This is a genomic window from Pseudarthrobacter sp. Pseusp20 (genome assembly GCF_059492155.1).
Map to the genome: position 1 here is coordinate 3,151,436 of NZ_CP168521.1, position 21,232 is coordinate 3,172,667.

Annotated in this window: 13 protein-coding genes; 3 read left to right on the plus strand and 10 right to left on the minus strand. The window is 62.8% G+C overall.

The features are described 5' to 3' along the window. Positions 1 to 131 precede the first annotated feature (131 nt). Entirely contained in the window at positions 132 to 404 is a 273-nt protein-coding gene (locus ACEN9K_RS14560; RefSeq protein WP_442781135.1) for an integrase core domain-containing protein, read from the plus strand. Here the strand turns inward: ACEN9K_RS14560 and ACEN9K_RS14565 are convergent. The 5 genes from ACEN9K_RS14565 to glf all read right to left on the minus strand — a co-directional run bounded on the left by ACEN9K_RS14565 (position 374) and on the right by glf (position 7,308). After that, complete coding sequence (locus tag ACEN9K_RS14565; protein ID WP_495634587.1) at positions 374 to 2,389, minus strand: DUF6541 family protein; 2,016 nt, start codon at positions 2,387 to 2,389, stop codon at positions 374 to 376. The genes ACEN9K_RS14560 and ACEN9K_RS14565 overlap by 31 nt on opposite strands. 106 nt (positions 2,390 to 2,495) lie before the next feature. Continuing rightward, positions 2,496 to 3,221: an ABC transporter ATP-binding protein gene (locus ACEN9K_RS14570; RefSeq protein WP_144599941.1), complete on the minus strand. Its 726-nt coding sequence runs from the start codon at positions 3,219 to 3,221 to the stop codon at positions 2,496 to 2,498. Further along, on the minus strand, positions 3,222 to 4,103 hold the full coding sequence (locus ACEN9K_RS14575; protein ID WP_223992093.1) for an ABC transporter permease: 882 nt from the start codon (positions 4,101 to 4,103) through the stop codon (positions 3,222 to 3,224). It abuts the gene before it with no gap. Then, entirely contained in the window at positions 4,100 to 6,124 is a 2,025-nt protein-coding gene (locus ACEN9K_RS14580; RefSeq protein ID WP_223992095.1) for a glycosyltransferase, read from the minus strand. Before ACEN9K_RS14580 ends, ACEN9K_RS14575 begins: the two co-directional genes overlap by 4 nt. After that, on the minus strand, positions 6,121 to 7,308 hold the full coding sequence (gene glf, locus ACEN9K_RS14585) for a UDP-galactopyranose mutase (protein WP_018768498.1): 1,188 nt from the start codon (positions 7,306 to 7,308) through the stop codon (positions 6,121 to 6,123). Before glf ends, ACEN9K_RS14580 begins: the two co-directional genes overlap by 4 nt. 242 nt (positions 7,309 to 7,550) lie before the next feature. Between glf and ACEN9K_RS14590 the strand changes: the two genes are divergently transcribed. Further along, positions 7,551 to 11,636 (plus strand): FtsK/SpoIIIE domain-containing protein, encoded by a 4,086-nt coding sequence (locus ACEN9K_RS14590; RefSeq protein ID WP_495634588.1) that lies wholly within the window; start codon positions 7,551 to 7,553, stop codon positions 11,634 to 11,636. 61 nt (positions 11,637 to 11,697) lie between these two features. On the opposite strand, the gene ACEN9K_RS14595 is transcribed toward ACEN9K_RS14590, so the two are convergent. Next, positions 11,698 to 12,090 (minus strand): hypothetical protein, encoded by a 393-nt coding sequence (locus tag ACEN9K_RS14595; RefSeq protein WP_495634589.1) that lies wholly within the window; start codon positions 12,088 to 12,090, stop codon positions 11,698 to 11,700. 325 nt (positions 12,091 to 12,415) lie between these two features. On the opposite strand from ACEN9K_RS14595, the gene ACEN9K_RS14600 reads away from it, so the two are divergent. Beyond that, positions 12,416 to 12,664 carry a WhiB family transcriptional regulator gene (locus ACEN9K_RS14600; protein ID WP_003804966.1) on the plus strand — a complete coding sequence of 83 codons (249 nt, stop codon included), beginning with the start codon at positions 12,416 to 12,418 and terminating at the stop codon, positions 12,662 to 12,664. Between the two features lie 157 nt (positions 12,665 to 12,821). Here the strand turns inward: ACEN9K_RS14600 and ACEN9K_RS14605 are convergent, their stop codons facing one another. Genes ACEN9K_RS14605 through ACEN9K_RS14620 form a run of 4 tightly spaced genes read right to left on the minus strand, consistent with a single transcriptional unit; the run spans position 12,822 to position 21,167 of the window. Next, positions 12,822 to 14,288: a sensor histidine kinase gene (locus ACEN9K_RS14605; RefSeq protein WP_018768501.1), complete on the minus strand. Its 1,467-nt coding sequence runs from the start codon at positions 14,286 to 14,288 to the stop codon at positions 12,822 to 12,824. 27 nt (positions 14,289 to 14,315) lie between these two features. Next, positions 14,316 to 19,169, minus strand: coding sequence for an NAD-glutamate dehydrogenase (locus ACEN9K_RS14610; protein ID WP_495634590.1), 4,854 nt, complete (start codon positions 19,167 to 19,169; stop codon positions 14,316 to 14,318). 55 nt (positions 19,170 to 19,224) lie between these two features. After that, on the minus strand, positions 19,225 to 20,529 hold the full coding sequence (locus ACEN9K_RS14615) for a CpaE/TadZ family protein (RefSeq protein WP_495634591.1): 1,305 nt from the start codon (positions 20,527 to 20,529) through the stop codon (positions 19,225 to 19,227). Beyond that, positions 20,526 to 21,167, minus strand: coding sequence for a hypothetical protein (locus ACEN9K_RS14620; RefSeq protein WP_018768504.1), 642 nt, complete (start codon positions 21,165 to 21,167; stop codon positions 20,526 to 20,528). Before ACEN9K_RS14620 ends, ACEN9K_RS14615 begins: the two co-directional genes overlap by 4 nt. Positions 21,168 to 21,232 lie beyond the last annotated feature (65 nt).

The window sequence follows — 21,232 nt, forward strand, 5'->3', positions numbered from 1 at the left end:
CCGCCAGACAGCCAACCCTGCTCCGGTAACACGCGTAATGACTGACAGCGCCTTCGCCTACCTGCTCGCTCGGGACTTCCACGACGCGCTGGCCGCGTTGGGGGCCAAGCACATCCTGAATAGATGCCGCCATCTCTGCAAAAGGCAAAGCAAAACGCTTCAACCGCACCTTCCAGAAAGGCCGGGAGCACCGAGAGACTTGCATCTCAAACCAGGCCCGGACCGATGCGTTGCAGTCGTGGCTAAACTTCTACAACACTCACCGGGCCCACCGCAGCCTCGGAGCGAGTCCACCCACCAGCAGGTGTCAACTGTCAACTTACCGACTGGGCACACCGAGGCACCACGGACGCACTGCAAAGACCGCCCTAACTCAAACAGCAGGACATAAATCCAGCTTGTAGAGCTTCGCTTCACCCTGTGAGTCTTCGAGCGTAGCTAGCCCGGCACCTATCAGGGCGTCCAATCCTTTGTAGCCGCTGTCTCTTCCATGGACTTCCCGGTGCCCGAAGTCGAGGATGTACTCGATCTTAAGGCGCTCAACTGTGGGGCATACAGCGGGGTCGCCCTTGGCTGGAGTGGGACCGTTGAGCAATGGAGCTGCGCCTTGGGGAACAGCACTGAGGATGTGAAGTTGGACGAGCTTCCGGTCGGCAAAGGCATACGCAAGGGAACTTCCATTCCAAGGATTTCCCACCATAAGGGCGTTTTTAGGCACTTCGCCCGGCAAACGCTTGATAAGCGCCATTTCGTCGCTCGATATCAGCGGCGAATTCTCGGACAACCGGTAAGATCCAGCCATAGATGCCTCGGCTTGGCCGACATTGCCGCGTTGAGTACCCACAATCAAAGCAAAGACCATCGCGGTAGCCGCTAGGGCAACCAGTAGTTCCGGCTGTGATGTCCTTCCCCCCTTTGCAGGCGCCGTGCTTCGAACAGAACGACCCCTCAGCAATCCGGTAGAGCTTGCCAGGATGGTGGTCAGCTGAGTCCACACAAAGACGGCGCCTTGGCACGCGAGCGGGATGGTCACCACGGGTAGGAGTGCCGCCAGCCGGGGCGGGTCGTTGTACCAGATGCCAGTGAGAAAGAGCCGGAAGTCGTCGGCCGGAAAGGAGCTGACTACAACGAAGAGAAATGCTGCGACGGCATAGGATCCCAGTAGCCACAGCTGCCGGCTAGACCGGATGGTCAAATAAATGCCCATGAGCGTCAGAAGCATGATCACCCACGCTGCGGGGCGGCCGATAGCTGAGCTGGAGATCACCTCTCCAATTGCCTGGCCTGTAGACTCTACCGGCGGCCAAAAGGCGGTTTCCGCCGGAGGGCGTACCACATCCCACAGCATTTTGATCAAAGCGATGCCGGTAAGTAAAGCAATGGAGAATACCGTCGCCACCAGAATGCGTGCTCTGCCTCTCCTAAACTTCAGCGCATTGGCAAAAACGAGGGCATAGACGTAAAGGGCCGGCGGCAACATCAGCGCCAGCCACGCCATGGCGACACTCGGGTGGGCAAGCGCCATACCAGGAAGCACGGCAAGCAGCAGAAGAAGGCTCAACAGCTTGGATCGGTTCGAGATGGCGGACAAACCCATTGACTCGAGGCCTAGAGCAAACACCAAGGGCAAAAGCGCGAGCGCAAGGAAATTGGGGTAAAGAACGCCGAAATCCAGCAGAGAGATAGGAAAGGCACCAAAGGCAGCGGAGAGTACGCCGGCCGCGAAACTCACGGCAGGACGTCGCCCCCAGATAGCGTGCGAAAGATAAATGCAGCCTAAAGGCCATACGAAGGCGGCTATCAGAAGATTGATTACATTTACGGAGGAGGTTATCTCCCCTCCCCCGATGAGGACGACCAAGGATACCAAGTCGTGCCAGGCAGCAGGGTAGGAACTACCACCCGTCATTCCGCTCAAAGTAAGTGACGAACCGGAACCGGTGTCAAGAATGTACCGTATAGCGTTCAGATGAAAGACATTATCGAACGTCTGGGAGAACGATTCGGGGGATCCTATAGCGCGCAGCAGACGGCCACCTATGAGGACGGCTGCGACGGCCGCCGCCGCTACAGAAGCCACGATCCAGTGTCCCGGTTTGTCCTCCAATTTCGCATCGCCCGCGCCGGCCCGCTTCCTGAGCAGGAGGGACAGCGCAAAAGCTACGGCAGCCACCCCAATGGTTACGGCGATTACCGGCAGGAGCGACCATGCGATTCCAGCGAAGGGTGCTGCGATTGCAGCCACAGCAATTATTGAAACGCTTATCCCGGGAGCTGTGGCGGCGGCCCGGGCTGCGCCGAGCCGGGCCGCCATGCCGACGGCGAAACCGGGGATAGTCAGCAGGGCCACCGCGAGGACACACTGCGGTACTGCTTCAAACCAAGACAAGAGTCCTCCGTACGGCTACTGGAGCGCGGGTATTCTGCATGCCGCTGCTGCCCGTTGAAACATCGCGGCCGGTTAGGATGCTAACCGCGACATAAGGTTACTTGGCTCAATGACGCAACAGGCCGACGGCCTCGCGTATCGGGCCGTCGTAGATCATTTCTCCGTGTTTGAGGAGAACACCCCGCTGACAAATCCGGGAGACAAGGTCCAGGTCATGGCTTACCACGACCAGGGTCTTACCGTCCCGGGCCAGTTCCTGGATCTTGTCAATACATTTGCGCTGGAAAGGTTCGTCTCCGACCGCAAGGATCTCATCAATAAGAAAGACTTCCGGGTCTGTGTGGACAGCAACCGAAAACGCCAGCCGCAAGTACATGCCGGAGGAATAGAACTTAACCTCTGTATCGATGAATTGCCCGATCTCGGAAAACTCGACGATATCGTCGAACCGGTCCTTGATCTGCTGCTCAGTCATTCCCAGGATGGCGCCGTTAAGGAACACGTTGTCGCGTCCGGAGAGGTCCGGGTGGAAGCCCGCGCCGACTTCGATCAGTCCTGCGACCCTGCCCCTTGTCTTTACCGTTCCTGAATCAGGAAGCATGACTCCGGAAATGTGCTTGAGCAAAGTGGACTTGCCGGAGCCGTTCAGGCCCAGCAGCGCCACAGTTTCCCCCGCCTCGACGTTGAGAGAAACGTTCTTTAGTGCGTGGAACTTCTCCGAAAGATCCCCTTTGCGCCCTTTCACGAGCCAAACGACGGCTTCCTTGATGGATCGCGTATGACGAAGGACGAATTGCTTGCTGATGTCAGAAACTTCAATTGCGTTGACCACTTAGAGCTCCTGCGCGAAACGGCCCTCAAGGCGGCGGAAAGTGAATTGGCCCAAGACGAGGATCGCCAAGGCAACACCCAGCCCAACCAGCAGCCAAATACTAAACAGATTGGGGGGCATGGAGACGGAACCGTCAGTCGTCGGGAACCAAAACGCGTAGTGAAAAAGCTCTACGCCGATCGTGATCGGGTTCGCTTGGTAGACGGCGAACCATCCTGCTCCCAGCTTCTCCTGCACCATGGACCATGCATACATGACGGGCGATGCCCAGGTGGCAACCATCAGGAGCATGTCCACCAGGTTCTCGGAGTCACGGAAGTAGACGTTGGCCGCGCCGAACAGAAGACCCAGGCCCGTCGCAAGGAGGGCAACGATAGCAAAGCCGGCCACCGCAGCGAGCAATTGAAACACGTTGGGATGCCAACCGGCGAATAGGCAACCGACGATGAGCACCACCAGCTGCGGGAAGAAGTGCACAGCAGAAACCCACACTGACGCCACAGGAAAGAGCTCGCGCGGAAGATAGATCTTCTTGATGAGGTTTCCGTTATTGACGATGGACCTGGCCGCATTGCCCAGGGCCTCTGAGAAGAAGTTGATCAGGACAATTCCGGAAAACAGGTAGACCGCATAGTTTGTCAGCCCCTCCGGATTCCGTGAGCTTCGTTCCAGTCCGAGAAAGACTCCCAGGGCCACATAGAAGACGATGAACTGCACGCCGGGCTTCACATACGACCAGAGCAGGCCCAAGACCGACCCTCGGTAGCGCACTTTGAGTTCTTTCCGTACCAGCAGCTTAAGAAGGAAGCCTGACTGCCTGATGTCCCGCAGGCCACCCCCCAGTCCGGGAGTGGTCAACTCACCGGATGCGATTGCGCTCACTTGATCTCGTTCTGGGTATGTTGTTCGAACGTCTTCCTCCAGGACTCCATGGAGGTGAGGTCCGAGACTGCTGCTTTGTACTTCCTGCTTAGGGCCGGCCAGTCCTTGAGGAGGGCAGAGTGAAGACGGGCACTTTCGGCCAGCATCTTCCTCAGTTCCTTGGGATCCCGGCGGTACCAGGAGGCTCCGGTGCCTTCAGCGTTGGACACTACAGCGCTGTCGTACTGCGCCATGCGCCACCACCGGTTGTCTTGGTGGGCGATAGTTGTCTGCGGGCGCTCTGCGCTGGTGCCATGGACAGGGCTCGCCAATTGCCGAACGACGGTCTTGGCAGCCCAGGGCAGAAGTGTCAGCTTTCCCGGCTTCGAGGGACCGTGGCCCCGGCGGGGAGGCTTATCCATCTTGGGGGCCGGGAAGTCTTCCGGATTAGGACGGAAGACAGCATCCGAATGCGCGGACATCATCTCGCGGATCTGCGGCAGTTTCGCTGACAACAGCCCTGGCAAGGCTTCCGGCCCCTTCAGCACATCTTCCAGGGCCCATTGCCGGCCCTGGGCGGTGGCGTACTGCATGGACACCAAATGCTTGATGTCAGCGTATTGCGACTCCTTGATGACCCTGCCGCCGAACTCGTAGGGACTGTGAAGGAGGGCGGCCACCACCCTGTTGCGGGCGTGGAAGTAGGCCTGCCAGCCAACGAGGTCGTCCTTATCAATCCAGGACACGTGCCAGACAGCTGAGCCCGGTAACGACACCGTGGGGTATCCGGCCGCCTTGGCCCGCAGCCCATATTCGGAATCGTCCCACTTGATGAACAGCGGGAGTGAGAGTCCGATCTCCCGGATTACCTGGGTGGGGATCAGGCACATCCACCAGCCGTTGTAATCGACGTCGCAACGCCGATGCAGCCACGGGGTTTGGCGAAGGTTGGACGACAGGAAGTCGTGGCCCAGGATCATGTCCTCGCTGGGTAGCGAAGGCTGGAACCGGTAAGGGTTTACCACTTCGCCGAAGGTGTGCAGGACCGTCCGGTTGTAGAGGTCGAACATGTGCCCTCCGACGAGGGTCGGAGTTTTGCACCGGTCCGCGAACGTCAGAAGGCGAATGATGCTCTCAGGCTCAACAACGACGTCATCGTCCATCAACAGGGCGTAGTCGCTGCCGTTCTCGACAGCCTCGAACATGCCCCGCGCAAACCCGCCCGAACCGCCCAGGTTGGACTGATTGATGATGCGGAGCTTGCCCCTGAGGGAACGCTTGACGTCGTCGAACCCCTCAGCGTCGGAGAGTTTCTGTGTGCCCTGGTCAACAATCAGGATTTCCTGCACGTGGGCCAGCGCTTCTTCGCTGTCGGCAAGGAGCCGCAGGTTGTTGAGGCAGAAATCCGTTTTGTTCAGGGTGGTGATCTGGAGCGTGACGGACCCCGGCGTTGTTTCGACCGCCGGACCCTGCCATTCCGCGTCGAGCATGATCAAGGGCTCGGTTCCGGCCAGCAGGTCGAACCAGTACCACCCGCCGTCGCCGAAGGGCGCCAGTGAAAGTTCAAACGTGCTCTCCGCGTTGCCTTCAACCCGGCGGGTGTCCACCCGCTGCAGGGAACCGCGGGCGTTCGACTTGTAGACGATAACCGAGCCGGCGCCCTGGGTCCGGACCTGGAGCCGGATCTTGTCTACTGTCGTCCACCGACGCCAGTAGCTGGCGGGGAAAGCGTTGAAGTAGGTGCCGAAAGACACCCGTTCGCCGGAACGGACAGACGTTGAGTGCCGCGAAAGGAAGTCTTCAACGTGCGCTTCTTTGGTGGGGCTGCTGATGGTCCGGGGCTTCGCGGTCTTACCGTCGCGGTCGCCGGCGGTGGGCAACTGAATGCCCGTCGCGGTGCCCATGTCCATATAGAGGGGCACCGTGTCCATCTGGCTGGCACTGGGCAGGATCACACGCTGAAGCGTCTGCCACGCTCCCCGGTCCTTAACAGCGTCAGCCCTCACGGTGTTCTTCGTCTTGTTGTCGGTAGGGACGCTCATGCGTCGACTCCCCCGCTTTCAAGCTGTACGCCGCTTTCGAAGTGCGGCCGGATCTTGTTGTCAAACATGCTGAGAGCGGCGCCGATGGCCATGTGCATGTCGAGGTACTTGTAGGTGCCCAGCCTGCCGCCGAACAATACGTCCTTTTCGGCCGCAGCGAGGTCTCGGTACTTCAGGAGGCGTTCCCTGTCCGCGGAGGTGTTGACCGGGTAGTAAGGCTCATCGCCCTTTTCGGCAAAGCGCGAGAATTCGCGCATGATGACCGTCTTTTCGGTCTGGTAGTCGCGCTCCGGGTGGAAGTGGCGCGGTTCGATGATGCGGGTGTAGGGGACGTCTGCGTCGTTGTAGTTCACAACCGACGTGCCCTGGAAGTCGCCCATCTCAAGGACTTCTTCCTCGAAGTCGATGGTGCGCCAGGACAGGTCGCCCTCGGCATAGTCGAAGTACCGATCCACCGGGCCGGTGTAGACGACAGGAATGTTGCCCACGACCTTGTTCTTGCTGTACTCGTGGGACTCGTCGAAGAAGTCGGTATTGAGCCGCACCTCGATGTTGGGGTGCTCTGCCATCTTTTCGATCCAGGCGGTGTAGCCGTTGGTCGGCAGGCCCTCGTACTTGTCATTGAAGTACCGGTTGTCATAGTTGTAGCGCACAGGCAGCCGGGAAATGATACCGGCCGGCAGGTCCTTGGGATCTGTCTGCCACTGCTTGCCGGTGTAGTGCTTGATGAAGGCCTCGTACAAGGGGCGGCCGATCAGCTGGATGCCCTTGTCGTTCAGGTTCTGGGGGTCAGTTCCCGCCAGTTCCCCTGCCTGTTCCTGGATGAGGTCGCGGGCCTGGCCGGGGGTGAGATTGGCCCGGAAGAACTGGTTGATGGTGGCCAGGTTGATGGGAAGCGAATAGACCTCGCCCTTGTGGACGCCATAGACCTTGTGCACATAGTCAGTGAAGGTGGTGAACCGGTTGACGTACTCCCACACCCGCTCGTTCGAGGTATGGAAGAGGTGGGCGCCGTACCGGTGGATCTCGATCCCGGTCTGCTCTTCCTTTTCGCTGTACGCGTTTCCGCCGATGTGGTGGCGGCGGTCGATGACAACGACCTTCAGGCCGAGCTCAGTGGCGGCCTGTTCTGCGATTGTCAGGCCAAAAAAGCCGGACCCTACGATGACGAGGTCAGCGGTCACAAAATCTCCTGGTTCGAATGCGGGCAGCGCAATGGTGCGCAGTGTCTGCTGCTCTAGCCTACCCGAGTGACTGCAGGGCCCGTCGAATCAGCATTCCCGCTGTGACCCGGCACACGGAGTCCCGATGGGCAGGCGAAGGACCCCGTTATCCCAGTGCAGGTTATCCACATAGGCGCAGAAGCCAATGCCCCGCACTGAGCCCGGTGGCTAGCGTGGGTGCATGCACGAGGGACCAACTACCCATGACGCTTAATTGCACTCTGGTGGGCGGACCGGGATCACCGCGTCCCCAGCCACCCGTGGAACTGTCCATTGATGCACCGGCCGGCACGGCAGGGTACGTCATTCACGAACAGTTGGTCCGGAAGTACGGTGCGGGCTCAGTCAGAGTGGACGGGCAGGATCTGCGTTCCCTGGTCCTCGGCGTGCCGCCGCTCGTAGAGGCGGCAATCCTTGTCGACGGCGGCACCCCACCTTCGAGCAGGCGGCCACGGCGCCCGCCAATTGCCGATGCCGTCCCTCCCCTGGTCCTCGCCATCGACAGCGGAGCAGCAGCGGGAACCGTTGTGCCATTACGGCGTGGCACCTACACCATCGGTCGAAGCGGCACACGGATTGTCATCCCGGACCCGGAGTTGTCCCGTGAACATGCCAGTGTGGTGGTCACTGACACGGAGATCATATTGGTTGACCTGGACAGCGCCAACGGGACATATGTCGACGGCCAAAGGATACGGAACACGGTTATCTCAACGGACTCAACCATCAGGTGCGGTCAATCGAACCTATCGCTGGTGTTTGCAGATGTGCCCCATAGAGTCCTCTCGGAAGCAGGAAAGTCGGTGGCGGAACCTATCGTGGTGTCCGGCCGCCCTGATCCAGGAAACCGCGCGGCACTCCTTCTGACCGCGATTCTCCCACTGGCACTTGGGGTACTGCTGGCCTTTCTCACCGGCATGTGGATGTTTCTGGCCTTTTCCGCGGTTTCGGTGTTTTCGGTCCTGGTGCCCGCGGTCAGCGGACGGCGGCACAGGCGGGACCTGTCCGCGGCCCTGAAGTCGGCTGTTGAAGATGACAGGGAACGCCGACGACGGTGCGCCCCTTCCCTGTCCATCGTTGCTCTTGCGGCCCGGCGGACTGAAGGGACGTCCAGCCCGGATTCCCCCGGCGACGGGGTGTGGCTGCGGCTGGGACAGGCAGAACAGCCGGCCAATGTCAGGATCGAACCGCCCGGTGCTGCCGCGACCATCCCACGGGCAGGAATCGTCCCCGTCGTTCTGGACCCGGACGTCCCGCTCACCACCCTGGGCGGCCCGCGCTTTGCCACCGATGGCACCCTCCGCTCCCTTCTCATGCAACTTGCGGCATACCCGCGCACGGGCACGATGAATGTCGTCGTCCACGGGCTGCCGGAAGCCCTACCCCTCGCAGCCCGGTATCTCAGCAGAGTGACGCTCACTGCAACACTGTCCGCCGCCCTTAATGCAGTGGACGGCAGCGAGCAACAGGGCTGCGGGCGGGGAGTCCTTTTGATCCGGGGGGATAACTCCGGAGCGGTGGTGGAAAAGTCGCTCCGGGAAGCAGCGCTCCAGCGGGGGTGGCAGGTTCTTCACTTCCTGCCTGAAGACGGCGATTGGCCTGCACCTGACGTCCTCCTGTCCGAGCGCGCATCAACCGTGGTGCAGAACCACCGCGGTACTGTGTTTGTCCCTGACCTGGTCCCGGACGAAGTCTTTACCGCTTTCTGCCGGCACCTCGCCGGTGCCCTGATTGGTGACAAGGAACAGGCCAAGACCGTTCCCGCTTCCTGCAGCCTTGACGAAGTCCTGCCACTGACGCTCGCGGCTACCGCAAGCAGATGGGACTGCAGCGCCCGAAACATCGGATTGCCCGTACCCTTGGGCGTTTGCAGGTCGGGAACGAAGACCTTCGACCTCCTGGCCGACGGTCCGCACCTCGTGGTGGCAGGCACCACAGGCTCAGGGAAGTCGGAACTGCTCCGGAGCATGGCCCTGGCGCTGGCCTTGTCCTATCCGCCGGACCGGGTCAACTTCTTCTTCATCGATTTCAAGGGCGGTTCAGGTCTTGGTCCGCTCAGCGGGCTCTTTCATTGCGTGGGACTGCAGACGGATCTTTCCGATTCCGAGATGGAGCGGACACTGACATCGCTTCGCGCCGAAGTGAGGCTGCGGGAGAGCTGCCTCGCCGCGGCCCGCGTCCCTGACGTCTCCACGTACCGCTCCGCACCGGCGGCCAAGGATTTTGTGCTCCCCCACCTCGTCATCGTCATCGATGAGTTCAGGATGCTGGTTGACGACGCGCCGGAAGTGCTTCGTGAGCTGCTGCGGATAGCATCGATCGGACGGTCACTGGGCATCCACTTGATCATGGCCACTCAGAGGCCGCAGGGAGCGTTGACAGCTGACATCCGTGCAAACGTCACCTCGAACATTGCACTTCGCGTGCAGTCCGACATGGAATCTGTCGACATCGTCAATTCCAGGGACGCTTCGGCCATCAGTGTTAATACCCCCGGCCGCGCCTTCCTGGCGCGCGGAACGGAGCCGGCCGAGGAGTTCCAGGCCGCGTCCCTGTCGTCAGTCTCCGATCGCAAACAGGCAAGTGCCGTGTCTGTCCAGCGGACAATGGACTATCTCGCCTGCCAGGCAGCCGAACCAGGCGACAGACGAGCCCCTGCACCCACCCCCGCACAGGCAGTGGAACCGCTGGCAGCCTTGGTGACGAGCCTGTGCGCTGCCCAGCAGAAACCAGCACCGAGAAGGCCTGTCGCACCTCCACTGCCGACTGAACTGGAAAAGCCCGACCCGAACGCGCCATCCTCGGATTCGGGAACCGCTGACTCACTGGCCCTGGAACCCGTCCCTGTGGCGGGCCAGATCTGCCTCGGCCTGATGGATGTTCCCGAGCAACAAGAACTTCAGCCCCTTCTTTGGAGCCATGCCAAGCACGGTCACGCAGCCTTCATTGGCAGTCCAACTTCCGGGGCCGGATCGGCACTGGAATTGACTGTCCATGAACTAATGGCCAGTCCTGATGGAGCCCATTTCTATGTCCTGGACGCGGACGGGAGTCTTTGCCCGCTGGCAGGTGAAGCACGGGTGGGCGCCCACGCCGCCTTGCACGATCTGCGGCGTGGAGTGCGCATCCTGGAGCGGCTCGTCCGTGAACTGGGGCAGCGGTTGAGTCAACCCGCCTCCAATCCGGTACCTCTCGTCCTCGTCATCATCGGCTGGGGATCCTGGGTTTCGGCATTCCGGTCCGGACCGCTGGCCTGGGCGGAAGATCTGGTTCTGGACCTCGTGCGCGACGGCGCCAGGGCAGGGATAACGCTCCTGGTCCATGGGGAGCGGGAGCTTGTCACCGCCAGGTTCTTTGGTGCGCTTCCCAATCGTTTCTTTTTTCCAGCCTGCTCCACCGGGGAGAACCGCGCCCTGTGGCCGCGGATGCCTGCCGTTCCGGCCGTCAAGGGCAGGGCTGTAGCCTTCGGCCCTGTCTCGGGCGGCAACCCCGTTGCCTGCCAGTTCTACCGCACCCCCGATCTGCAGGCTGGCACAGGCCGGAGAGGCGCCGGATATCCGCCAGCCGCATCGACTCCATTCCGCATTGAACCCCTCCCCGCGAAAATCACGGTCCGGCAGGTCGCAGCGGTCATGTCGGCGGCGGGGACACCCCAGCGAGCCCTGCGGTCCCCAGACCAGGACCCGCCTGGCGGTACGCACTGCTCCGAACTATCGGAACCGCCCCGCCGGTCACGCAACGTCATCCTGGGCGTAGCCGGAGACGAACCCGCTCCGGCGTCCTTGCGGATGCCTGGCAGCGGAGTCACCGCCATTCTTGGCAACCCGGGAAGCGGCAAAAGCAATACCCTGCTCGCGCTGGCAGCACTCAACCCGGGGCAGCAGTGGTGCACGTGTCCGGTACCGGCAGAAGGCGCAGAAGATTTTTGGCGGGACGTGCTTATGCAGGCGGAGAGCGGGGGGCTTTCGCGGGAGACCGTGCTGCTGGTTGACGACGTTGATCTGCTGGCCCTTCCGGCATTGAGGGCTTTGGAGCGGCTGGCCGCTTTGGGCCACTCCCTGATGGTCACTGCTGCCTTCAGCCCACTGCTTTTCCAACGCGTTCCGCTGGTCATGAACGCAAGGGGCGCCGGCGCCGGACTTCTGCTGGGGCCACGTTCGCTGGCGGATGGCGACTTGTTTGGGATCAGGTTCGAAGTTGAGTCCAACGCTCCGCCGGGGCGTGGCGTCCTCATCTCCGGCGGGCGGTCCTGCCCCGTTCAGGTGGCCTGGGCGGGCGCGACAGGCTGAGCATGCCGGTTGCCCGTCGAACGCCGTCCCGCGGAGGGGCGGCCAGGGCCCGCGCTGCAGGTCAAAGTGTGGGCGGAGCACTTCCGGTTCGGGAGGCATGGTTGATCACGTTGTTGGAGAAAAGGAGGACGATGGCGATAACAGCGGGTACCAGCATCGCCAACCCGGCAAGGACCAGGCCGCTGGTTATGGCAGGTACGCCTATGGTCAGGACGAACAGTTGGGCCACCAATGCGGCCGCCCGGGTCCAGCGATAGCCCCTGTACAAAAAGACGGACACGGCAAACAGCCACGCGGAGAAAGCAAGCAGGAGCCCCAAGGTGAAGACGGCACCCCAGAAGGACAGCACGGGGCTCCCGCTGAGCAGCTCGTAGGCGTACCACCCGGCGGCTGCCAGCAAAGCCGTCGCCTCTGCAGCAGAAACAATGGCCACCACCTTGGCCGCGGCCGGCACGGTTGCCGGACGATCGCCGGCCGAAGGGTCAGCACCGTCACGGGGCTCATCAGGAGAAGAGGGGGCGCCTGTTGGGTTTACCGGGGGTCTTGACACACTGGCACCCTACCGGACATAGTCGGACACTGGTGAGGGCGGGAGCCGACACTGTGATGCATCGCTCAGGTTTCAGCGGATATCAAGCGTTATTACCCCTTGTTTACACAGCGTTAACATGACAGGCTTGATGCAGATGACCAAGGGGGCCCTGAGGGCCCCTTTCCTTTGTAGCCACTAGTGAATAATTTCACAAAGGCATTTCCCAGAAATGGAGCAACTGATCAGCATGGATTGGCGTAACCGCGCAGCGTGCCTTGACAAGGACCCGGAACTGTTCTTCCCCGTTGGGAACACAGGACCTGCCCTCCTGCAGATCGAGGAAGCCAAGAGCGTCTGCCGCCGGTGCCCTGTCGTAGACACCTGCCTGCAGTGGGCCCTCGAGTCCGGCCAGGACGCCGGCGTATGGGGTGGCATGAGCGAAGACGAGCGCCGCGCGCTTAAACGGCGCGCCGCCCGCGCGCGCCGCGCCTCCTAGGAAGGCACGGCACCGCAGGCCGGTCAGCATCGGACCTAGCAACCGCAGAGGAGAGGCCCCTGGACAATCCACATGGATCGTCCAGGGGCCTCGATCTGTTCTACGGTGTCTGTATTACTCACCGTCCGGCCCTTGGATGTGGCCGGACCGGCACCCTCTACTTCCCGGCCAGGCTGAGCCGGATCTTGACCTCAGTCCCGCCGCCCTCGCGGCGCTCCCACGTGATGGTCCCGCCCAACTCGCTGGTGACAAGCGTGCGCACGATCTGAAGCCCGAGCCCCTCAACGTGCGGAGTCTGCGGAAGCCCCACCCCGTCATCGGCGATGGTCACAGTCAGTTCTTCGCCGTCGTCCCCTTCGGACCGGTCGGCAACAAGCCAGACTGTTCCTGCCCTTCCTTCAAGGCCATGCTCCACAGCGTTGGTCACCAGTTCGTTGATGACGAGGGCCAGCGGGGTGGCAAGATCGCTGGGAAGTTCACCGAAGGTCCCTGACCGTTCGGTCCGGACCTGCTGCGACGGGGAGGCCACCTCAGCAGACAGCCGGAACTGGCGCCCGATCAGTTCGTCGAAATCAACACTTTGCGTCAGGCCCTGCGACAACGTCTCGTGGACCAGCGCGATCGTGGCAACGCGCCGCATCGCCTGCTCCAGGCCCTGCTTCGCCTCATCGCTGACCATGCGCCTGGACTGCATCCGCAAGAGCGCAGCCACGGTCTGGAGATTGTTCTTGACCCGGTGGTGGATCTCCCGGATGGTGGCGTCCTTGGTCACCAGCTCCATTTCGCGTCGGCGCAACTCGGAGACGTCACGGCAGAGAACCAGGGCGCCGAACCGCTGCTGTTCGTCCCGGAGCGGAATGGCCCGCAGGGACAGGCTGACCCCGCGGGACTCGATCTCGCTGCGCCATGGCATGCGTCCGGTGACAACCAGCGGCAGGGTCTCATCGACCATGCGCCGGTCCTTGAGCAGGCCGGCGGTGACTTCGGCGAGCGAGCGCCCTTCCAGGGATTCGCCGTCACCCAGGCGCCGGAAGGCCGACACTCCGTTGGGACTGGCGTACTGGACCACGCCATCGGCATCCAGCCGGATGAGGCCGTCCCCTACGCGGGGCGCGCCCCGGCGGGAGCCGGTAGGTGAGGCGAAGTCGGGCCACAACCCGAGCGTGCCCATCCGCAGGAGGTCGTAGGCGCACTGGCGGTAGGTCAACTCCAGCCGTGACGGCATGCGTGAACTGGAGAGGTCCATATGGGTGGTGACTACCGCAAGGGTCCGGCCGTTGCGGACCATGGGGACGGCCTCCACCCGCAGCGCCATCTCGCTGTTCCAGTTCGTCTCGCTGGAGCGCTCAATGGACCGGGAGTTCCAGGCTTTGTCCACGAGCGGTTGCAGGTCTGACCGGATTCCCTCGCCGACGAAGTCGCTGTGGAACGCCGTGTGTGTGGTGGACGGGCGTACGTGCGCCAAAGCGATGTAGCCAAGCTCCGGGTGGGGGAACCAGAGCGCCAGGTCGGCGAACGCCAAGTCCGCGACCATCTGCCAGTCCCCCACCAGGAGGTGCAGCCATTCGGCATCGCCCGGCCCGAAATCAGCATGTTCCCTGATAGGGTCCGTAAAGATTGCCACTGCACCTCCATTTGCGACGCCGGATTGCTAGCGTCGGACGATTGACCTCAAGAGCCTCAATGCTACCGACAGCGAGGCCATGTCGTCGGCCTCGAGTGCATTCACCTCGTCGAACATGCTCTTTGCCCTGCCCAGCTGCTCGGCATTTTGTGCCTCCCAGTCCTTGAGCCGTGCATCGGGGGCGTCGGCGGCAGACGTAGCGTCCAGCACCGCCGTCGTCATGTCCGACACCGTTGAGTACAGATCGTCGCGCAGGGCAGCCCTTGCCAGCGCCTGCCACCGGTCCTGTCGGGGCAGGCTGCTGATCCGCTCCAGCAGCGAGTCGGCATGGAACCGGTTGAACACCGTGTAGTAGACGGCGGCGATCTGCTCCACCGGGTCTTTCCGGGTCCGGGCGATCTTTGCGATGTCCAGCAGCACGAAGCTCTCGAACAGTTCTGCCCAGCGCAGGGCAAGGCCTTCGGGCAGTTGCCACTCGCGGCCCTTCGCCAGCCATTCCGCCACCCGCTCGCGGTCGTCGCCGCGCAGGTAGTCCAGCAGCCGGGCCCGCATGGGATCCATGAGCGGCTTGAACTCGGCCACCACGTCGGCGATGGGGCGTGAAACGCTCTCCTGGCTCAGCAGCCACCGGACCGCACGGTCCAGAAGCCGGCGGATGTCCAGGTGGACGGTGCTCCAGTGCTCCGTGGGGAACGAGGCAGGCAGGCTGTTCAGCTCGCCCACCATCGCATCCAGTTCGTACACCTCGCGCAGCGCCACGAATGCCTTGGCCACGGCCACTTCACTGGCCGAGGTTTCCTCCATGACGCGGAAGGCGAAGGTGATGCCGCCCAGGTTGATCATGTCGTTCGCCACCACGGTGGCGATAATCTCGCGGCGCAGGGGGTGGGTGTCCAGTTCCGCATCGAAGCGTTCCCGCACCTGGTGCGGGAAGTAGGAACGCAGCGTCTGCCGGAACCACGGGTCATCGGCAAGGTCGCTGTCCCGCAGCGCCGATGCAAGCTCGATCTTGGCGTAGGCGGCCAGCACCGAAAGCTCGGGAGAAGTCAGGCCCTGGCCTTGCTGCAGCCGGTCCCGGAGCATTGCCGTGCTGGGCAGCGCTTCCAGGTCGCGATTCAAGTCGGCGCTCTTCTCCAGCCAGTCCATGAGCCGCTCGTAGCTCGGGCTCCACTCCGCGACGCGGGTCCTGTCGTTCAGCAGCAGGATGTTCTGGTCGATATTGTCTTCGAGGACCAGCCGGCCCACCTCATCGGTCATGGAGGCGAGGAAGTCGGCCCGCTCACCGGCCGGCAGTTTGCCAGCCGCAACCATCCGGTCAACGAAGATCTTGATGTTCACTTCGTGGTCCGAGCAGTCCACGCCGGCGGAGTTGTCGATCGCGTCCGTGTTGAGAATGACGCCCTGCAACGCTGCCTCGATACGTCCGCGCTGGGTCATGCCCAGGTTTCCGCCTTCACCCACCACCTTGACGCGCAGGTCCCGGCCGTTGACGCGGATGGCATCGTTGGCTTTGTCGCCCACGGATGCGTTGGATTCGGAGCTCGCCTTGACGTAGGTACCGATACCGCCGTTGTAGAGAAGGTCGGCAGGCGCCAGCAGGATGGCACGCAGCAGCTCGGGAGGGCTGAGTTCAGTGGTGTCCGCCGGGAGCCCCAGCGCGGTCCGAACCTGCGTGGACACGGGAATGGACTTGGCCTGCCGGGCGAAGACCCCGCCGCCTTCACTGATCAGCAACTTGTCGTAGTCGTCCCACGAGGACCGGGGCAGCTCGAAAAGTCTCTGCCGCTCCACAAACGAGGACTCCTCGTCCGGCTCCGGGTCCAGGAAGATGTGCCGGTGGTCGAAGGCAGCCAGCAGGCGGATGTGCCGGGACAGGAGCATCCCATTGCCAAACACGTCACCGGACATGTCCCCCACACCCACCACCGTGAACGGCTCGGTCTGGGTATCCAGGTCCAGCTCGCTGAAGTGCCGCTTGACCGATTCCCAGGCGCCGCGGGCCGTGATGCCCATGGCCTTGTGGTCGTACCCCACGGAGCCGCCGGAGGCGAAGGCGTCGCCAAGCCAGAAGCCGTACTCCGCGGAAAGGCTGTTGGCAATGTCTGAGAAAGTAGCCGTTCCCTTGTCCGCCGCGACCACCAGGTAGGAGTCGTCGTCGTCATGCCTGACAACGTTCGACGGCGGCACGAGCCGTTCGCCGCCGCCTTCCGTGAGAAGGTTGTCAGTTAGATCCAGCAGCCCACGGATGAACGTCTTGTAGCTTTCGACGCCCTCGGCCATCCAGGCGGCGCGGTCCGTGGCGGGATCGGGAAGCTGCTTGGCGAAGAAGCCGCCCTTGGCACCGGTTGGCACGATGACGGCGTTCTTGACCGTCTGCGCCTTCACCAGGCCCAGGACCTCCGTCCGGAAATCCTCCCGCCGGTCAGACCAGCGCAGTCCGCCACGCGCCACCTTGCCGAACCGAAGGTGCACACCCTCAACTCGTGGGGAGTAAACCCAAATTTCAAACATGGGCCGCGGGAAGGGCAGGCCTTCAATCCGCGCGGGATCCAGCTTGAAGCTCAGGTGCGGCTTGTCCTGGTAGAAGTTGGTGCGAAGCGTGGCCTCAATGAGGTTGACGAAGGTGCGCAGCACGCGGTCGGCGTCCAGCGTTGCCACCTTTTCGATGGATGCTGCCAGGTCCCGTCCCACGGAGGCCTGTGCCTCGGACCGGTCTCCGTCAGTCAAGGCCGGGTCAAAGCGGGCGGCAAAGAGCGCCGTGAGGCCCCTTGTCACGTTGGGGTTCGCGAGGAGCGTGTCCGCCATGAAGCCGAAGGAGCTGCTGTTGCCCATCTGGCGCATGTAACGGGCATAGGCGCGCAGTACGGTGATCTGCCGCCAGTGCAGGCCCTCCCTCAGCACCAGCCGGTCAAAGCTGTCCGATTCCGCAGCGCCCGTGACAGCCGCCCCGAAGGATTCCGCGAGAAGCTCTCCCGTTGACATCGGGTCCACGCCGGCCGGGTATTTCAAACCCAGGTCGTACAGGAAGAAGTCGCGGTGGTCTGCTGTTTCGATTTCAAACGGCCGTTCATCCAGGACCTCGAGTCCGAGATTATGGAAGTACGGCAAAATCTGGCTCAGGCTCTTGGGCTCCAGCATGTAGAGCTTGACCCTTGCATCCTCTTCCAGGGTGGCGCCGGCCCCTTCTGGAAGGTACACGTGGACGCCGGGCCTTTCCTGCCGCGCGCCGGTGCTCCGCTCCGCGGCGGCCCCGTACTTTTCGAAACGCGCAATGTCCTCAAGCGCGTCCTCTACTTCGTAGTCCACGCGGTAGCTGGCCGGGAACGCTTCGGCCCAGACAGCGGCGAGTTCCTTGGCTTCGGTCGCATCCCGCCCTTCACGCAGGACTTCCGCGATGCCTTCACTCCATGACCTTGCGGCCCGGACCAGCCGCTTTTCCAGCTCATCGCTGTTGACGTGGCTGACGTCGGCATCCTTGGGCAGCCGAATACGGAAGAACAGCCTGGCGAGGGCGGACTCCGTCATACGGGCTTCGTAATCAATCGAGACCGCCTGGAACGTTTCCCGCAGTTCCTGTTCTATGCGAAGCCGGACGTTGGTGGTGTAACGGTCGCGCGGCAGGTAAACGACGGCGGACATGAACCGGCCGTAGATGTCCGGCCTCAGGAACAGGCGGGTACGCCGCCGTTCCTGCAGCTTCTGGATTCCCAGCGCGGTGGCGGCGAGGTCGGGAATTTCGATCTGGAAAAGTTCATCCCGGGGGTAGGTTTCGAGGATTCCCAGGAGGTCCTTGCCCGAGTGCGAGTCCGGCGGGAAACCCGCGCTCTGCAGCACGGCATCCACTTTCTCCCGGACAATGGGAATATCGCGGACGGAGCCGGCGTAGGCGCTGGTGGCGAAAAGACCGATGAAACGGCGCTCCCCGTTGACGTTGCCCGCGGCGTCGAAGCTTTTGATGCCGATGTAGTCCAGGTAGGCCGAGCGGTGGACGGTGGACCGTGAATTGGCCTTCGTGATGACCAGTGCACGCTTTTCGCGGGCCTTCTTACGGCCGGTATCAGTGAGGTGCTGGATGTGCGGGGAGTCGGCGGCCGCGCGCAGCAGCCCGAGGCCGCTGTCCTCGCGCAGTTCGAGGACGTCTTCGCCGTCCACGTTGAGAAGGTCGTACTCACGGTAGCCGAGGAACGTGAAGTTCCCTTCGTCAAGCCACCGCAGCAGGTCCTTGGCCTGCCGCAGTTCGGCAATCTGGGCGGGATTGGCCACCCGGTCCAGGCTTTCGGCGATTTCCAGGGCCTTTTGGCGCATTTTGGGCCAGTCTTCGACGGCGGCGCGCACATCTTTCAGCACGCGGGTCAGGCCGGCGAGCAGGGACGCCTTCACGTCGTCGGAGACGCGTTGGATTTCGACGGCGATCCACGACTCCATGTGCGACGCGTTCTCACCCTGCGCGATGAGGTGGGAGAGGTTTGGCATTGCCGCGGTATCCCCACTTGATATGCCCAAGTGCGCGGGGACCCTGTTCACCTTGACCAGTTCGCCCGTTTCCCGGTTCCTGGTGGCCACGAAAAGCGGGTGGACCACAAGCTTGATGGCGGCGTGCTGCCGGACCAGTTCTGAGTTCACGGAGTCGACAAGAAACGGCATGTCGTCGGTGACGACAAAGATGACGCTGCTGTCCTCTTCGTCGATGATCGAGATCTTCGCCTGCCCGGGCTGCCGTACTGATGCTGTCCGGCGGTGTTCCTCGGCCCGGGACTCCAGTACGTCGCGGGGGTAGCTTCGGGCATCCTCCTCAGCCAGGTGCTGGTAGTAGTCCCCCATGAAGCCTTCAAGGCTTTCAATGGAGAGGGGCTGGTCCTCCACACTGGATCCAGACGACATCGACAACGCCTCCATCAGAGATTCTCGCCGCACCTTTGCAGCTCTTATGGCGAGCCTAGTCCTTTGCCCTTCGCCGCGGTGTGGAAGAAAATACAGATGATTTGGACTTTCGCTGGTCGGGTGCACAAACCAGGTCCCGGATAGCGCGCCGGAGGGTCGATTCGGGCGACGCTTCGAGCAGCAGTGATCCGGCCAGGAGTGCGGCGTCGGCGGCGACAGGGTCGTAAGGCAGGAATGCCTTGAGGCTGGACGCGGGGCCGTACCGTTCCCACGCATCCCGCAGTTGGCGCTCGGGGGCCCTTCCCACGGACGACGAACGCACCTTGTTCATTACGACTGTGGGCGATGCCTGCGGGACTGCGCCCTCCAGCTCGGCAAGTGCACGGACCAGCCGTGGAACACCCACGGGATCAGCAGCGCCGACGGCATACACAGTGTCCGCCAGTTCCAGCGGACGCAGTGTCGCCGCGTTCCGTCGAGGCGCCGTGGTGTCAAAGCTCAGTTCCTCATCCGCCTCAAGGCAAAACCCGGTGTCCACCACCACAACATCGGCAATCTGCCGGGCCCGCTCAAGGACCAGTCCCAGGGCAGGGGCGCGGAGTTCCGTCCACCGATCGGCCCGGGTTATGCCGGTCAGCGCCCGGAACGTCCCGGCCGTGGTGGCGACCGTGGCGGCCACCTTCCGCAGTGCCTCGGCGTCCAGCAGGCCCTGGTCTGCAAGCCTGCACGCCTGGGCAAGCCCGGCTGACTCATCCAGGAGTCCCAGCACTGCCGCCACACTGGCGCCGTACGTGTCGGCGTCGACCAGCAGGACTGACCGGCCGTCGGCGGCCATCTCACCGGCGATGTTCACAGCAACCGTTGTACGTCCCGGAGATCCGGCGGGACCCCAAACAACGATCAGCTGCCCGGCCCCGCGCCCCTCCTCGTCCACCGCCGGCACAACGGGATCCGTTGCCAGTGCAGCAGCGGTATCGGCGGGCGCGCTGAGGTTCGCCGGACGAAGCGCGCCGGTCAGCTGGGCGACGGCGTCCGCGATCCTTTCCGAAAGCTCCGCGGACTCAACGCCGGACAGCGCCGAAGCGACACCTATCGTGCGGAGTCTGGCTGCCTCCTCCGCGTTATCGGTCAGCGCGACGATCGCCACGCCAACAGCTCCAAGACGGTCAACCAGGGACGCGGTCAGCCCCTCTGAACCCTCTGCCACGACTGCCGCCCTCGCCAGCCCGCTCTGGCAGGCAGCAAGCAGTTCGGGAAGTTCAGCGCACCTGCGAACCACCGTGACCGGGCCGTGGAGTCTTTCGAGCCCGCCCACCAGGTCCTCGCGGCTCTGGCCGACGGTGACAACGGGAATGTTCATCGGGCGCCGCCCGGATTCCACACCACGGAGATCTTGGCCTCGTTTGCCTGGGCCCCCAGCAACGCAGGCATCTGCTTGTCCTCCACCAGGACCATCAGCACAGTGGTCTTTGACGATCCAAGAGCGGTGGATCCCGTGGAGACCTCTGCAATTTCCGCTCCGGGAAGGATCAGCCTGGGCTCGCTGAATCCATTCTTCGCATCCGGCTGTGCCACCCAGACGTCCACGCGGGCACCGGCAACTGCCTGTGACGGCAAGGTCTGCTCAACGCTGAGGGCGACGGGCTTCCGGTCCAGCCGATCCACCGTGCCGAGGCTTGCCCTGGGAACCAGTTGGTCTTTTGCGATTCTTTGCAACGCGACCACGTCCTGGGGCAGGCCGGCCTCGACAGTGATGTAGTGCTGTTCGGCATCGCCCAGCCGGACCTTGGCGCGGACTACATTGTCGGGCGTCAGGCGCTCACCAACGGCTATGCCGTCCCGTGCGGCGTAGACCTCGGTGGTGCGGTCTGCACTTCCGACAAGGAAGACGACTCCGGCGACGGACACCAGGACCAGGAGAACGCCAACCAGCAGCCGGGGGTCCTTCCACGATGGACGCTTAAGCCGCGCTGCAGTTGCACTTGAATCAGGAACCATACCGTTCTCCCCCCAGGTATACCGAACCTGTCCGCTCTGGCCGGACTCCTCATTGTTACCGCATG

Bases quoted from the DNA above. Each gene is read 5' to 3' on its own strand.
- ACEN9K_RS14580 (WP_223992095.1), bottom strand. From the start codon at position 6,124: ATGAGCGTCCCTACCGACAACAAGACGAAGAACACCGTGAGGGCTGAC.
- ACEN9K_RS14590 (WP_495634588.1), top strand. From the start codon at position 7,551: ATGACGCTTAATTGCACTCTGGTGGGCGGACCGGGATCACCGCGTCCC.
- ACEN9K_RS14600 (WP_003804966.1), top strand. From the start codon at position 12,416: ATGGATTGGCGTAACCGCGCAGCGTGCCTTGACAAGGACCCGGAACTG.
- ACEN9K_RS14610 (WP_495634590.1), bottom strand. From the start codon at position 19,169: ATGTCGTCTGGATCCAGTGTGGAGGACCAGCCCCTCTCCATTGAAAGC.
- ACEN9K_RS14615 (WP_495634591.1), bottom strand. From the start codon at position 20,529: ATGAACATTCCCGTTGTCACCGTCGGCCAGAGCCGCGAGGACCTGGTG.
- ACEN9K_RS14620 (WP_018768504.1), bottom strand. From the start codon at position 21,167: ATGGTTCCTGATTCAAGTGCAACTGCAGCGCGGCTTAAGCGTCCATCG.